The organism is Robiginitalea sp. (assembly GCF_982776155.1).
Map to the genome: position 1 here is coordinate 1 of NZ_CEXZKX010000008.1, position 16,091 is coordinate 16,091.

Here is a 16,091-nt window from a genome sequence, read left to right on the forward strand (position 1 = left end):
GCCCTTTTGGACGTTCGGCCCTATTTGCAGGAGTGGGCACGGTCTGGATCACGAGGCGAATGCCGAGTAATCCAGCAGGAGTGGTTTCCCGGTCTGGATCACGAGCTTCAGCGAGTAATCCAGCCATCGAAGGCCAGCGCACCGGCTGGCTCCTCACTAAAAGCGCTCCACTGGAGCCCTTTTGGACGTTCGGCCCTATTTGCAGGAGTGGGCACGGTCTGGATCACGAGTGAAGCGAGTAATCCAGCCATCGAAGGCCAGCGCACCGGCTGGCCGGTTATGCCGAACCCGTCAGCACCTGATACGTCTGCCGCGCAATTTCGAGTTCCTCATCCGTAGGCACCACCCAGAGTTTCACCCGGGAATCCTCCGCGTGGATGGACTGTAACCCCGGCCCGGGAGCGGCATTGCAATCGGCATCCAGCCGGATGCCGAGAAATTCCATATCCCGGCAAACCAGCTCCCGCATACGGGAGGAATGCTCCCCGATCCCGGCAGTAAAGGCAACTCCGTCCAGGCCGTTCATTGCAGCTGCGTACGCGCCGATATATTTCCGGATCCGGTACGCCGCCATTTCCAGCGCCAACTGGCAATCCGGATCACCGGTTGCCGCCACCGCCTCGATATCCCGCAAGTCGCTTTTCCCGGTAAGCCCCTTCAACCCGCTTTCCCTGCTGAGGATGCGTTTCACTTCTTCGAGCGGATACCCCAGGCTTTCCACCATATAAAAAATAACGCCGTGGTCGATATCCCCGCTTCGCGAACCCATGACCAATCCATTGCTGGGGGTGAACCCCAGGCTGTGGTCCAGGCTGACGCCTCCCCGGATGGCTGTGGCGCTGCACCCGCTTCCCAGGTGCAGGCAAACGAGTTTTCCGTCTTCGGGCAGATGCGGCCTTAACTGCTCTGCAATGTACTTGTGGCTCGTGCCGTGAAATCCGTATACCTGCACCCCGTGTTCCCTGTACAGGGATTCCGGGATTGCATATCGCCGGGCCTTCATGGGGATGGTCTGGTGGAAGGCGGTATCGAATACGGCCACCTGGATGGCTTCATGAAAAAACGACTCGGCCTGCCGGATACCTTCCAGGTTGGCCGGGTTGTGCAAAGGGGCCAGTCGGGACAGGTCGGCAATGGCTTCCTTAACCGCTGCATCCACCCGGGTGGTTCCGGTAAACCGCGTCCCGCCATGGACCACACGGTGGCCGACGGCAGCAACATCCTTTGAATCCCGGAGCACCCCGGTGTCCGGGTCCAGTAATGCCGAAACAATATGCCTGAGGGCCTCCTTGTGATCGGTTACGGCCAGTTGTCGCTCGTATTTCGCTTTGCCCGAATCGAATTTTAAGCGGGCATCCCCTGCCCCGATTCGTTCTACCATCCCCTGGCAAATCCGGGTTTCCCCGGGCATCCGCAGGACCTGGAACTTCAGGGAGGAACTGCCGGAATTCAATACGAGGATCACGCGGTTCATGTCGGCTTGATTTTTCATTTTCGGATTTGCTGGGCCTGGATGGCGGTAATGACAACAGTATTGAAGATATCGTCCTCGGTACAGCCGCGGCTCAGGTCGTTTACCGGCTTGTTCAGGCCCTGCAGGACCGGGCCGATGGCCAACGCGCCCGTTTCCCGCTGCACAGCCTTGTAGGTATTGTTCCCGGTGTTCAGGTCCGGAAATATAAAAACCGTTGCCCGCCCGGCAACCTCGGAGTCGGGCAGTTTGCTGCGTCCCACTTTCAGGTCTACGGCGGCATCGTACTGGATCGGGCCCTCCACCTTCAGGTCGGGCCTGCGTTCCCGCACCAGGCGCGTGGCTTCCCGCACCCGGTCCACATCGGCGCCCTGGCCGGAACTCCCCGAGGAATAGGACAGCATGGCTACCCGGGGTTCAATCCCGAAGGAGGCTGTGGTATCCGCCGAGGAAATGGCGATTTCGGCGAGCTCCGCCGCGTCCGGGTTCGGGTTGATGGCGCAGTCGCCGAAAACAGTTACCCGGTCTGGGAGGCACATAAAAAATACGGAGGAAACCAGCTGCACCCCGGGTCGTGTCCTGATAAACTGCAGGGCGGGACGGATGGTGTGCTGGGTGGTATGGGCCGCCCCGGACACCATGCCGTCGGCGTGTCCCTTATGGACCATCATTGTACCGAAATAGGACACATCGGACATCAGGTCCTGTGCCATGGTCAGTTCCATGTTCTTGTGCTTTCGCAGCTCATACAGCGTGTTGGCATACTCCTCAAACTGCGGGGCATTCCGGGGGTCCAGAAGTTGGATCTCCCCGGGAAGTTCCAGCTGGAGCTGCCGGGCCTTCTCACGGATCTCTTCAGGCCGCCCCAGCAGGGTGAGGCGGACGGCCTGATACCTGGCCAGTTCCACGGCAGCCCGGAGGACCCGCTGGTCCGTACCCTCCGGTAACACGATGTGTTTTACGTCCGACTGGGCTTTTTTGAGCAAGTTGTACTGGAACATCCGCGGGGTGATGCCCTCAGCCCGGAAGGTGACCAACCGCTCCGCCAATGCGTCTTCTGGCACATAGGCCGAAAAGTCCTTGAGGGATTGTTCGATTTTCAGGGTATTCCCGGCGTAAATCCGGGGCTGGATGGACCCGATCCGATTGGTGACCGAAAAGGTGCCCCCCTGGACCGAAACGATGGGCACCACTTCCGACAACCCTTCGATCAGGCGGATAATCGTTTCCTCCGGTACAAGCCCGCCGGTGAGGATGATCCCCGAAATGGACGGGTAGTTCGTCGACAAGTTGGCCTGCAGGGCCCCGAGGATGATATCGGCGCGGTCCCCCGGGGTAATTACCAGGGTAGCTTCCACCAGGTGCGTCAGGTAATTCCTGAGTTGCATGGCCCCCACCCCAAAATGCGCTACCTGTTTGTCCAGGTGCCGCGCTCCGAACAGGACCTCTCCGCCCAGGGCGTCTGCTATTTCGCGCATACTCGGGTTGCCGAGTACCGGGTTCAGAGGTATGGCCGCCGTCAACACCCCCTCCGGCAGGTCGGCGTGCATCTGATCCAGGACGAGCTGCCGGTTCTCCGGCTGGATTTTATTGGCCGCAACCATGAGGACCTCAACTCCCTTATCGCGGAAGGAGTCGCAGGCCAGTGCCAGGGAATTGACAAATTCCTCCAGGGTTTTACCCACGCCCGTAGACAGGATGACCGTCGGGATCCCCAGGTTTTTGGCCAGGAGTACGTTGAAATCCCATTCGATGATGGCCCCCTCCCCCGTAAAATCCGTCCCCTCCACGAGGATAAAGTCAAAACGGCTTTCCAGGTCCTTGTATTTCTGAATGATCGTGTCGAGTACCTCGTCTTCCCGGTTCCTGCTGGTTTTTTGGACCACCTGGCTGCGCGTGCATGCATAGGCTTCCTCATAATTGAGGGGAATGTTGAAATGCGACAGGATGGTGGCTATATGGTTGTCCTGTTTGCCGTCGGGATAGTCATCGATAATCGGGCGGAAATACCCTACCCGTGCCATTTTCCCCAGCAAGAGCCGCATCAACCCCAGGGAGAGGATGGATTTTCCGCTGTTGGCCTCGATAGTGGCCACGTAAATGCCTTTGTTCATAATTTCAGGGCTGGAAGTGTCATTTGCAAATTTAGGGTTAAAGCCAGGGGCGTGAAAATGCCAGGGCCAATTCTTTTGGCCGGGAGGTTCCCCTCCGCAGGCGCCCCCCACCGGGAGGGCAAATCGGAATCACGCGGCCGGATCACTGGTGTCCGGGGCTACCAGGAAGGGAATTTTCACATGGAAACCAATCTGATCGATGTTCTAGCGGACGAGAAGTCGCTCCAAAAAGGAATGGCCCCGGTTCATCATCACCAGCAGATCGATAGGGTGCTCCGCTATGAACTGGAGGATTGCTTCGGGGAGCTTCCCGGCGGGTTCTTCGACAATTTCGTACTCGATTTCCTCCATGCAGCGTTCCAGGTGGCGCTTGTTATCTTTTTGCGTATCTGTGAGCCCGCCTTTTTCCAGGATATGCAAAATCAGCACCCGCGAGTCATGGGCCCGGATGAAGTCCAGGGCCGGTTTCAGGTCTTCCCTTTTGTAGTGGCTCAGGTAATCGCTCGGGAAGAGCGCCATCCGCGGGGGGCGGTAGGTTGTCTGGGAGGGAACGGCCAGCAGGGGCGTCCGGGTTTTGCGAATCACGTGGACCGTATTGGAACCTAAAAACACCTGCCTGGCCCCGGTGGCTCCCTGCGTCCCCATTACGATCAGGTCCATCTGCTTGCGCTGGGAAAGTTCCCGGATTTCGTCGGTAAGCGTATTGAAAGACGACACGAGTTCAAACCGGTATCTCGGGTTTTGGTACTCCTTTTTGATATCTTTCAGGGTTTGTTCCAGCCCGCGTATGGATATATCCACCCCTACATCCGGGATACCGCTCATTTCCGGTCCGCCAGTCATGTAATCCACGCGGTAGAATGCAGGCGAATAGACGTGCAAGAGGTAGAAGGTGCACGTTTCATCCTTGAAAAAAAGCAGCGCATATTCAATAGCCCGCCAGGCATTTGTCGAAAAGTCAGTGGGTATCAGGATATTTTTCATCGTACCGGATTTTACTTCCCGTAAAGATATTTCCGAGCCCGCCGGCAACCTATGATAAAGATCATTTCCCTTCCGGAATGTTATCCGGATCTTTATCTAATAACCCAATGATTATGAAACAGTTCGCAATGTTACTCGCAATCGCGGCGCTGCCCCTGTTAGCCGGCGCCCAATCCATTCAGGACATCAATCGTCCCACCCTCGGGGACCTCGACGAGGTAACCCGTTTCCACGAAGGCCTGGCAGCAGTCAGGAAGGGATCTGAGTGGGGCTTTATCGACCAAAATGGACTGCTCGTCATCCACTTTCGGGACGATTTGGCATGGCAGCGGGAACCGAATCCGGCGGCTTTGGGCGTCGGCAGCATCCCCTACCCCCGTTTCAGCAATGGTCGGTGTCCGGTAATGGTTTCCGGGGAGGACGGCATCCCGCTTTATGGTTTTATCGATACCGAGGGCCAAGTGGTGATACAGCCCGAATTCCTGAACGTCTCTGAGTTTCAGAATGGCCATGCCGTGGGAATCTACTACAAGAAAACCTTCCGCGGCAAGAATAATTTCCAGTTGAATATCTACGACCATACGTTCACCGAAGTTGTGCTGAATAAAGCCGGGCAAATGGTCTGGCCCCTTGAGGAACGCCAAAACATTCTGATGAACGCGCGCAGGTATCAAACCCCTGAAATTCAAGCTCGCATAATCGAAAACGGCCTGGTCGCCGTAAAGTCGGACCGCGCTCGTTGGGAGATTCGCAAAGTGGAGCTGGAAGACGGCTTCTGACGGCTACCAGATGGAATCCATGGGATAGACCGTCCCGTCAAAGAGTACTAGCGTGCCTCCCTCGGCCCAGATCGACAATTCGTCAAACGGGGATTCGGGAAAAAAGATATCGGTGAAATTCAGGATGCCGCGATCGGCAAAAATTTCGATGGACGCGGCATCCAGCAGGACCCGGATGTCCAGGCTCTCCTGGGAAAGGTCCACGGTCGCTTTATGGGGCCCTTTAAAAAACGCGTCGGAAAAGCCCTGGGGCCCCGAGGCCGTACGATCTACCGTAACGGTTTCTTCAGATCGGTCGAAGGTGACGGTTAGCCGGTCGCCGCCGGAGTTCTTCAGGACAACACCAAATGAACTCGCGGTGGTATTTTCCAGGTCCACCAGCAGGGAGATGTCGCATTGTGCCGGGCTGAAGTCTCCTTCGACCCGTATGCTGTCTCGCAATTCCATGGGCAACTGCACTTCGGCCCCGCGCAACCCGGTAACGGCAGGGACGGGCAATGCACTCAACACAAGCTCCCCCGAGTCCTCTGCCAGGCTCAGCATCCTGGGTACCGTCATTGCGGATCGCCACGCAACCGTCGGCACCTCCTGGGCGTACTGCCAGTTGGACATCCACCCGATCCCAAGCCGGCTGCCCCAACCAGTCGGGGCGTTGTCCCAGGTGACGAAGGCATAATTGTCGGCCCCGTGGTCCAGCCACTTCTGGCCCGCCGGGTCTGCAGTAAACACTGTCCCGTCAAAATCCCCAACGAAGTACGAGGTCCCCGTTCCGCCGGAAGGCCCCTCCTGCTGGATGCTTACGAGCAAAACCCATTTAGCCTCCCGGGTACCCGGCACCCTGAGCCGAAAGAGATCCGGGCATTCCCACAGGCGGGTATCCCCCTCTATCCCGAATTCCGACAGGTATTCCCATTCTTTCAAATTGGGGGAAGCGTACAACCTGACCCGGTCGTACACGGCCAGGACCATGATCCACTTTTCGCTTTCCCCGTGCCAGAACACCTTGGGGTCCCGGAAGTCGCGAACGCCGGTGTCATTGGCCAGTACGGGGTTCCCGGCATATTTTGTCCAGGTACGGCCCTTGTCCAGGCTATAGGCTATTCCCTGGTACTGAAAGTCGTCGCCTCCGGCCTCCTCCAGGATGGGGTTGTGGTAGGTATATACTGCAACGACCGGCGGTTCGGAGCCGTTCCCGAACCCCGAAGTATTCCCGTGGTCCACCACGGCGCTCCCGGAAAAAATATAGCCCAGGGAATCCGGAGCCAGCGCCACGGGAAGGTGCTTCCAGCGCACCAGGTCGGTAGAGACGGCATGCCCCCAGTGCATCGGCCCCCAAACCGTGCTATCCGGGTAAAACTGATAACTCAGGTGGTATTCCCCGTCCAGGTAGAACATCCCGTTCGGGTCGTTCATCCAGGCTTCCCGGGGGGTAAAATGGAATTGCGGCCGGTGAGGCTCGTTATAGGCATTGGCCAGGGAAGAGTTTCCAGGAAGTTTCCCATTTTGTTTTTCTCCGCAGGAGGCCAACAAAATGAAGGGCAATAGCAAGTAAACGAACCGTCCAATGGATGCCCTCTTGATACCATGTCCTCCTGGCAGGAGGCGTTGAATTCGACAGAAAAAATGTAGCATATCCGGTTAGATGTACCTAAAAATACACTATTTACCGAATTACTGTTTAATCACCCGGAATACCGAGGGCCCACCGGACTCCCGGTCCATTCGGACCAGTAACAGAGCGGCCTTCAGGGATGTCAGGTTAAGCTCCACACGCTGCATGCCGGCAGAAATTTTGAATTTACGCTGTAGGAGCTGGCGCCCCACTTCATCAAATACAGTTACCGTAAGCGGCCCGTCCATATCCCCAACGTATAGATTCAGAAATTCAGAAACCGGGTTGGGCGACACACGCCCAAGGGGTTCAGGAGAACCGGCAACCGGGTCCAAGTTGTCGAGATCCGCGGAAAAACCTGTGGCGCATGGGTTGGCATTGGAACCATTGGATGATTTGAAGGCACTCTTGCATCCGGGGGTTATGACCTCCCACTGAATGCTGCCGCCATCGGTGTACACCTCAAAGGTATGAATCCCGGGTTCGAACAGGGAAGGGGCCTCCCCGACAATATATGCATTGCCTTTGAAGCGATTCTCCCGGGTACCGAAAGGAATATAAATGGGTGTACTGGTTCGGTTTTCGAAAGTAACCTGCAACCGGGTAGTAACCTGTGGTTCCCCATCCAGAACCGATGGCGCCTTACACATATCGACAGCCTTGATCCTGTCGTTACACCCCACCAACGGATTAATATACAACACGCCATAGGTTTGGGTAATGCTATAATTATCATACCCTGTGAGCCCATCCAGGTTGGCACGGACTTCATACGTTCCCGCAAGGGGCAGTCCCGTAACCGGATTACCCCCGGAATCATAGAGGGAAAAACTGGTGATTGCCGGGGTGCTATCCCCACAGACCAGCCCGGTTGCCGCAATCCCGAAATCAGTGGGAATGGGATCACCCAATCCGATGAACGCGGTACCCAGGGACAGGTGCAGATCGGCTTTCTCCACCGTCAGGGCCCCGTCATTATACGTCATTAGGTAATTATCCGGCTGAAATGCCGGGTCTGCTGCAACGGTCACCCCCGCAGAGCAACCGTCGGAAGGGCTAAACGTCAGGCCGGCAAAGATTTCGGCCGGGTCCTCATCGTAGGGCAGCGCCTGGGCATCCAGTTGATAGGTAAATTCGAATGGGCCCGTATCCCCGTATGCAATCGTGGCATCGTCCATAGTCAGGGTAAGTTCGAACGGATTAACGGTAAACAACCCGGTATTCACAAAATCGATGGTATAGTTGCCGGATGCGCTTTCAGTACTTGCCAGGATCGTATAGGGGCTTCCCGGAACATCACAGGACTCGCAGGCGGTGAATTCAAGCCCATCCGGGAATATCTCCTCCAGGGTTTCCCCGTATTGCGCCCCCGTAATCTCCACGGAAAATTCGGGTTGTTCATCCCCATAGGCGGCCGCGGCATCCTGGGTAACCACCGTGAGCGGTGCGGGCAACACTTCAAAGGGAATGGGTTCTGTAAATATTTCAAAATTATTATTGACGACACCCTTGCTGGGAACAATCCAGTTTGTTCCCACGCCGAGTCCGGTGATCAGCGATTTTGGAAATATCTCCGGCGAAGGCGGGTCGGGTTCTGCCGGGTCTGCGGAAACATCATCCGTATTGAAAACCACCACCGACTGCTCCAGGGCACTGCGGATAGGTCCGGCCTCGCTATTGGCAAGGACGCTGCCATTGGCCAATACCGTGCCGTTAGCCAGCGTGGTAGTGCCATTGGCCAGGACCGTGCCATTGGCCAGGGTCACCCCGTTTACCAGGAATGTCCCATTGGCGAGCACTGTGCCGTTGGCCAGGGTAATCCCATTGGACAGCGGGGTGCCATTGGCCAGAAACGTCCCGTTGACCAGCATGGTCCCGTTTGCCAGCAGGGTGGCATTGGCCAGCATCACCCCATTGGAAACCGACGGGTCGGCATCCCCCAGGCTTCGCGTAAAAGCATCTGCCCCGATTCGAATGAGCGGCACGGTATCCGGGTCTCCGGATTCCAGGGCATACCCCGCATCCGAAACAGATCCCGCATTATTCACGGTAGACTCCGTAACATAGAAGGAACTGTTGGCCAGGGGTGTCCCGTTCAGAAAATACGGCTCTCCGTTGACCAGGGTTACCCCATTGGCCAAAAAAGTGCCATTGGCGAGGAACGTCCCATTGGGAAGCGTGATATCGTTGGCAAGGGTCACCCCATTGGCAAGCATAACGCCATTGGCCAGGAGGGTGGCATTCAGGTGGGAGTCCTCGAATGACCCGGCTACAAGCGGATCGATGTTTTCAGGCGTACCCCCGGGTTCCCCGTAGGAATAAGCATATACGATCTCCGGGATCGGGTCCCCGTAGGTGAGTGTTCCGGGGATCTCGGCGGAAACCGTAACAGGCATGGCCGTCACAAAAAGGCTGGCACCCTCCACGGTTATATTATAGAGTTCGGCAAACCCGGGGTCCGTGTTTTCCTGGTCTACCTCCAGGTTGATGGAATAGATACCTACATTGGAAGCAGCCGTTGCATTCGATGTCATCGATACCGGGAAAAGCGCCGGGTCCAGAAACAAATCCAATTCATCCTGCGGCAGGGGTTCGGACGATTCGGCATCGATTACGGTTATGGCAAATTCCGGGTTTTCCAAACCGTAATAACGAGAGACCTCAACGGGCTTGACAATGACATCCGTTTTCTCAACTTCGAAGAAAGTGAGCGGGTCGGATGTTCCCCCATCCGAACCATTGGTCCCTTCCTGGGAATTGGTGAGCACGTAAATCTCCCCGCCGGAACCGAAAAATTCCGGGATGGCCACCGTCAGGGTCCCCGGGTCTACAAAGGTGGTTTCAAGCGCTGCCCCACGCCAGTATACCTGCGAAGACCCATCCACAAAGAACTCCCCTTCTACGGAAAGTGTAAAGGGGGCATCCCCCGGCACAAATTCCGGATTCTGTGCGAGTAAATCGTCAATATTCAAGGCGATGAGATTCGGGCTGGGATTGGAAAATGCCCCAAGCGCCTTGTCGGCACGGACAAAACCGTAACCGTTGGTATAATCAAAGCCGGGCGCCCCCATATCCTCGGCAGTACTTGTAAGCAGGCTCCGGATTGTCAGGTTGGGATCCGGGCTGGTGTCCAGGCCCGTGTTCTTTTTTTCTTCCATGATCAATGCAGCTACAGCCGCTACGTGTGGTGCGGAGGCCGAAGTCCCGAAAAAATTCGGGAGGCCATTGCCCTCGATGTCCGGCGCCCCGAAATCGACCGAAGTATCTCCGCCGGTCGGGCCCAACAAGGTCGGTTGCATACGGACCTGCCCTTCGGTTTCCGTCCCCCCCCGCGATGAAGATTGCTGGGCAGTCAGCACCCCGCCAAAGTTCGGGGTATTGTCGTAGCGCACGGCCCCGACGGCCATATTACCTGCTGCATTGGCATGCCCCACCAGGGTGGATTTGTCCAGGGCTGGCACGGCATCGAATTCCCCGTCGTCCCCGGCCCGGAAAACCACATACTTGAAATTTATGGGGGTGGATGAGCTGCCGGGGGCACGTTCAATCAGGATATTGGTTGTGGTGGGCTGGAGGACGATAAAATACATGAGTTCTACGGGGTCGCCCCCCAGGTTGTTCCAGTTAGATCCGAACTGCAAAATACCCTGGTTGTTGGACAGGTAGATATCGAGGTCTGTCTGGGCCCCGCCTTCCCCGAGGGAATAATGGTTATCGTCGTACTGCAGGCTGATCACGTAGAATCCGGGGTTCAGCGTTAGCGACTGCAAGTAGTTGCCGCCAAAGTCGTGCCGGTTCTCATTGGGTGCCGGGGATGGGGTGAAAACGCCCTCATAGGAGCGACGGCCAAAATTCCCGGCTGATGAGAACACCTCGACGCCGGAAGCTGCAGCCGCGTCAACGGCCTGTGCCAAAACCCCGTCCCGGTAAAATGGCTCCTTGATATACTGCACATCATCCACAATAACCTGGCATCCGGCAGCGATCAGGTCGGCGTATTTAGACGCCATATTGTACTCGGATAAAAAGCCGGTGGTGAAAAACAAATTCGCCTCGGGTGCCACATCATGGATCAATTGCAACATGGCCCTCCCCTCGTCGCTGCCACCGCCCGGCAGATCGTCAAGTACGTTTACCGGAGTTGTGAATTGCGGATTCTGGGGTCCTGGGAGGTCCTGGTTCTGCTGATCGATGGCGTAGCGCCCCAGGTTGTTGAAACTATCCGAAATCACCCCGATTTTTATATCCTTACCAGTCACTTCCCAGCCCAGGCGTCCTGCAAAAGAGCCCTGGGCGACATCCCCCTGGGAGGTGATTTTACCCGGGATTCCCTGGGAACCCTCGTAAACGCGGTTTACATTGTCCGAAACATCCAGGGCCAGCAGGTTTGAAATGGGAACGTAGCAGACCACTGCCTTTTGTTCGTCCCCCGGATCGAAAAAATCCGGCAGGAAGTCCGAGGCCGTCACGCCGATGGACGCCAACTCCGCGAGCAGGCTGGCGTAACGCCCTTCCTGTACGACTATTTCCACCAGGACCTTATGGTTGACGATCCGGTAGACAAACTCGTTGTAGGTACCTGCGGGAGCGGTCGGGTCATAGTTGTTGGCAAGTGTTTTCAGGGCGTTGCTCAATTTCCCGAAAACCTTAAATTCAAAATCAAAGGCGTATTCTATATCGCAGTTGGTAGTGGCACATCGGCATACCTCATCGATTTCTTCAAGGGTACTGGGCATGCCGGGAAGGCCGGACCCATTGTTGGCGAAATAATATCTGATTGTCGGGTCCCAACTACCCGAATTATTCATGTTCCCACTCAACACCTTTATTCCGCCCGTTCCCGCAAGCATCCCAAAATTGTTAAAATTCCCGGATAACAGGCTAAAACAGGCGCCTGAAAGGGTAATGGAAGAATTGTTGACCACATTTCCGTCCTTGATCACGAGAGAATTGGTCAATGTCATTTCCCCATCCACATTCAGGACACCGGGGCCAATGGTAACTGTTGAAGCGGTAGCACGGAATTCTCCCCCCGCACGTATGTTGAGGTTGCTGTTATTGTTAAAAGTTGCCTGGTTTACCACCAGGACGCCTTTTCTTAAAACATTGATGGGAGGATTCCCGTAATAATTGATATCGTGGTTGAGGACTACGGTTCCCGAAATATTGGTGTCCGGGTACCCCGTAGAGCAGTTTCCATTACTGCAGGTCCAGGCTTCAGGGTCCTGCCAGTCATCCGACAGGCCCGTGGTGCTATAGTTCTGGGCAAATAGGGCCGGACCAGCCGCCAGAAACATTAAAAACAACAATTGACGGATTCCGGCAGTCGGGCAGAAGGTTTTCATAGGATCACAGAATGAAAGCACGAAACCCGTAAAAGGGTTGTAGGAATTTTCATTCGACTCGGGGAGAGTATCTTCCTAAATTAGCAGAAAACCCTGACATTAAAGAGCTTAACAGCCATTCAGCTAACCGAATATACGCGAAACAAACCAAATTGAGTTGAAAGCAACTGAATAAGTGTTGTTATTATACGCTTGGTCAGAAATAGCGGATGGATGGTCGGGATTTCCGGATAAATGACCCGTCGGCCCCGCCTAAGACAATTATTCCTAACTTTAGACAACAACCGACCACTGAATGTATGAAGACAGACCGCCTGCTACCGGAAGACAAACTCGAAGTCTACTGGGCAACCATCGGGTACATCAACGGGCTTAACCGAACATCCGAAGTGAAGGCCGGCCTGATAATTTCCTTTTACGGCCTGCTGCTGGGAGTTGTCCTGGAGGTAGCCACCTCCGTGGAAACCGGCTTTAAGGCCAGTGCCATACTCATTGCTATTCTGGCCTGCTTTACTTTTTTTGTCTGCCGTTCCATTTTTTACAGCTTTAAATGCTTCCTGCCCCAGATCGAGACAAAATTCGATAAGAATATGTTTTTCTTCCACGACATCATCACCCATTACGGGGATATTACGTCATTTTCCGACCGTTTTGCCGAATTGCTGAACGACGAAAAATCCCTCTATGGGCAATTGGGGGCGCAGATTTACGTGAATTCACTGATTGCCACCAAGAAATTCAGCGATGTCAATAAATCGGTAAGGAATTTGGTTTACAGCTTTATCCCGATGATATTGGGGGTTATAACCATCGTAGCCGAGGCGATACTGTATTGAATTATTTGGTAGGCGAAGTCGAAGGGGGGGATGCCTTTTTCCGCAACTTTTCCAGCACCTTGCGTTTGTTGGCCACGCGGTTTTGGATCGCCCAGTCCGTATGGTATTTGTGGTTTTCAAGGAAGCGTATTTGAACGTCGATCCATTCCGCTTCATTTTCAACAACCCCGAAATGCAGGAATTCCTTATAGAGCCCCGTGCTTAGGTCATCGTAATCTTCCCGGCCCAGATAATCCAGGTCCGCATCCGCCAAAATTTCTTCATACAGGTTGTTGGGGTCCTGGGGTACTTTGGTAGCGCGAATCATCCCCGCAATCACCTGGATCTCCTTTTCCGAGTATGCATCGCTCAGGAGGGGGGCCACCAGGCGGATACTTCGCTCTTCGTGCTCGGCCGGGCCCTGGATATAACCGTAATCGTGGGCTACTGCTGCCACCCGGATCAGTTCGGCAATTCGCGCATCCACCATGTAATAATCAATATAGTGATCGCATACATTGGCCACATCGATTGTATGTTCGAGGCTATGGTAGGTAAGGTAACCGGGAAGCTTTTTTCCAAGTTCGTCGAGGATCCGGTGACATATGTCGGGATAATCGCTACGATTGACCAGTTCCATATAAATAGGCTTCGGTGGGTTAAAGCTATAACTAAACCAACCTGATAATATTGCATTTTATCCGACCGGATCCGGATTCGCTGAAAAAATACACAACTTTGACCACCGACACAATTTGATCCGGCTAGTTTTTTATCGCTTCACTTACGGTCTTCTCGGCGGAATCGCGAGGGCCGGCTTCCTGGTCGGCGTAATACATGCGGAGAATCTGCCCGTTTTTGACCTCGATTTCTCCCCGGAACGTAAAGGGACACGTATCTTTAAGTATCTGATAGGTATTCTCAGAAACGTTTATCCGTCCTTCTTCGGAATTCGACTCCATGCGGGCGGCAATGTTTACCGTACTTCCCCAAATATCATATGCGAATTTTTTGGTGCCGACAACCCCGGCAACGACCGGGCCGGAATTCAAGCCGATCCGAACCTTGAAGGGATAAATGTTCTTCGGTGGATTCAATTCGGTTTCCTCCACGAAATCACGTATGGCGAATGCCGCATTCAGCGCATCCCCGGCATGGGTCGTATTCGCTGTGGGCAGCCCCCCGGCACACATGTAGGCGTCCCCGATAGTCTTAATTTTTTCCAGGTTGTACCGATCGATGATCGCATCGAAATTCTTAAAGTAGTAGTCGACGCTCCGCACCAACATCTCCGCCGAAATCCGTTCTGCAATGATGGAAAACATCTTAAAGTCCGTAAACAAAACCGTTATCTGTTTAAATTCCTTGGTTTTGATATACCCGTGCTCCTTCAATTCCTCCGCGGTCTCCTTTGGCAGAATATTCAATAAGATCATCTCGGACCGGTCCTGTTCAAATGCCAACCGGCGATTGGACTTACGCACGTAAAAGTAGAGGAAGATAAATACGGCGATAATGATCCCGAATAACCCGAGGGTGATAAAAAGCAACTGCTTGGCTTTGGCGTCCCGCTCTATCTGAACCTGGTTGAGATCGTTCTGGGCGTTCAGCATCTCAATCTGGTTTTCCTTTTCCTTCATGTCCAGGCGGAAATTCAGGTTGGTGAGCCTTTCCCGGTAATCGACATTCCTGAGCGAATCGTGAATTCCTGCATATAACTGCTGATACGTATAGGCATTGCGGTAATCCTCCAGCCTCGAATAAGTCCTTGCCAACCCGTCATAGGCGCGCTCCTGCATTTCAAGCACCCCGATGGACCTGGAGATATCCAAGGCATTTCTAAAATAACCGATCGCTTCGGCATCCTCCCGATTGGCAAGTAGTGTTTCCGCCAACCCCAGATTGGCGCTGGCCTCCTCCATTCGCGCGTCCGTAGACCGCGCGTACTCCAGCGCCTGTCCGTGAAATCTTTCGGCAGCATCATATTGGCCCAACTGCCTGTAGGCGTCGCCCAGAAAGTTCAGGGCAGCTGCCTCATTCCCATTGATTTCCCTGAGGACTTCCAGTGCCTCGGTCAAATGGGGGATGGCAGCCCGCGGATTGCCGCGCTTCAGGAACAATTCCCCGAAATTCAAATTGGCAACGGCCAGGCCTTCCGGGTAATCTATGGCCCGGAACATCAGTGCCGACCGGTGCAGGTTCTGTTGGGCCTGACCGAAAGTGGTTACGTTATCCCCGTACATCGCTCCAATATTCAGGTAAGCCGTACCCATTCGGAGGGTGTCTGAAACCGCCTCGGCATTCTGCAGGGATTTTATAAAATAGTCCAGGGCAGTTGGGGTATCTCCCAACTTGTAGTAAATGGTCCCCAGATTGCTCTGCAAGTTGCTAACCCCCCGTAAATCTCCGGCTGCCTGGTAAGTGGACAGGGCGAGCTTCCAGATATCCAGCGCTTCGTCAAAGAGGCCCTGGGCATTTTTAACCAGGCCAATGATCTTGAACCCTTCGGCTCTGCCGATTTCGAGGTCGATGGATTCGGCAAGTTGGATTGCCCGGCGGGAGGTGGCCAGGGAAGAATCCTGATCGGTAAACCGCAACTGGTTGGCAGCCCGCAACAATTCCCGTACCCGGATAGAATCGGCTTGCAGGCCGTCGGGGATGTTTTCCGAAATCCCCCCGGATGAATCCTGCCCCCGGAGAGAAATCGCCAAAAGGAAGGCGGCAACCCATAATATTCGAATCATAGAATTTGGTTTACCGGGGGAGGCAATGTCTTGAACTACTTAAATGTAAACATAAATACCAAGTACTGAGGATCATCCGGCCGGAATTTGGTCCGGACTGCCAATTTGCTGCCGGATTTACATTTAAATTGCATAATTTCTGGATCAAAAGCGCCTCAACTCACTCAAAAACAACAATTGAACCCATCGCCAACAGGTTATTCAGGCAACTGGAAGTGGGTAAAAGG

Annotated in this window: 9 protein-coding genes; 2 read left to right on the forward strand and 7 right to left on the reverse strand. The window is 54.6% G+C overall.

Features of this window, described 5'->3' with window-relative positions; translation table 11 throughout:
- Positions 1–277: 277 nt before the first annotated feature.
- From AC3DKS_RS12845 to AC3DKS_RS12855, 3 genes are all read right to left on the reverse strand, one after another.
- Entirely contained in the window at positions 278–1,492 is a 1,215-nt protein-coding gene (locus AC3DKS_RS12845) for an acetate/propionate family kinase (protein WP_272608550.1), read from the reverse strand.
- Positions 1,489–3,585 carry a phosphate acetyltransferase gene (gene pta, locus AC3DKS_RS12850; RefSeq protein ID WP_272608547.1) on the reverse strand — a complete coding sequence of 699 codons (2,097 nt, stop codon included), beginning with the start codon at positions 3,583–3,585 and terminating at the stop codon, positions 1,489–1,491. The genes AC3DKS_RS12845 and pta overlap by 4 nt, the downstream gene beginning before the upstream one ends.
- Positions 3,586–3,789: 204 nt before the next feature.
- Entirely contained in the window at positions 3,790–4,569 is a 780-nt protein-coding gene (locus AC3DKS_RS12855; RefSeq protein ID WP_272608546.1) for a universal stress protein, read from the reverse strand.
- Between the two features lie 113 nt (positions 4,570–4,682).
- Between AC3DKS_RS12855 and AC3DKS_RS12860 the strand changes: the two genes are divergently transcribed.
- Entirely contained in the window at positions 4,683–5,348 is a 666-nt protein-coding gene (locus tag AC3DKS_RS12860; protein WP_272608544.1) for a WG repeat-containing protein, read from the forward strand.
- A gap of 3 nt (positions 5,349–5,351) precedes the next feature.
- Here the strand turns inward: AC3DKS_RS12860 and AC3DKS_RS12865 are convergent, their stop codons facing one another.
- Positions 5,352–6,878: a glycoside hydrolase family 32 protein gene (locus AC3DKS_RS12865; protein WP_272608543.1), complete on the reverse strand. Its 1,527-nt coding sequence runs from the start codon at positions 6,876–6,878 to the stop codon at positions 5,352–5,354.
- 141 nt (positions 6,879–7,019) lie between these two features.
- Positions 7,020–12,305: an MBG domain-containing protein gene (locus tag AC3DKS_RS12870; RefSeq protein ID WP_272608541.1), complete on the reverse strand. Its 5,286-nt coding sequence runs from the start codon at positions 12,303–12,305 to the stop codon at positions 7,020–7,022.
- A gap of 299 nt (positions 12,306–12,604) precedes the next feature.
- Between AC3DKS_RS12870 and AC3DKS_RS12875 the strand changes: the two genes are divergently transcribed.
- Complete coding sequence (locus AC3DKS_RS12875; RefSeq protein WP_272608538.1) at positions 12,605–13,141, forward strand: Pycsar system effector family protein; 537 nt, start codon at positions 12,605–12,607, stop codon at positions 13,139–13,141.
- Between the two features lies 1 nt (position 13,142).
- Here AC3DKS_RS12875 and AC3DKS_RS12880 read toward each other — a convergent pair whose 3' ends face one another.
- Together AC3DKS_RS12880 and AC3DKS_RS12885 are read right to left on the reverse strand one after the other, a co-directional pair.
- Entirely contained in the window at positions 13,143–13,760 is a 618-nt protein-coding gene (locus AC3DKS_RS12880; RefSeq protein ID WP_272608536.1) for an HD domain-containing protein, read from the reverse strand.
- 124 nt (positions 13,761–13,884) lie between these two features.
- Complete coding sequence (locus tag AC3DKS_RS12885) at positions 13,885–15,864, reverse strand: adenylate/guanylate cyclase domain-containing protein (protein ID WP_272608535.1); 1,980 nt, start codon at positions 15,862–15,864, stop codon at positions 13,885–13,887.
- Between the last annotated feature and the right edge of the window lie 227 nt (positions 15,865–16,091).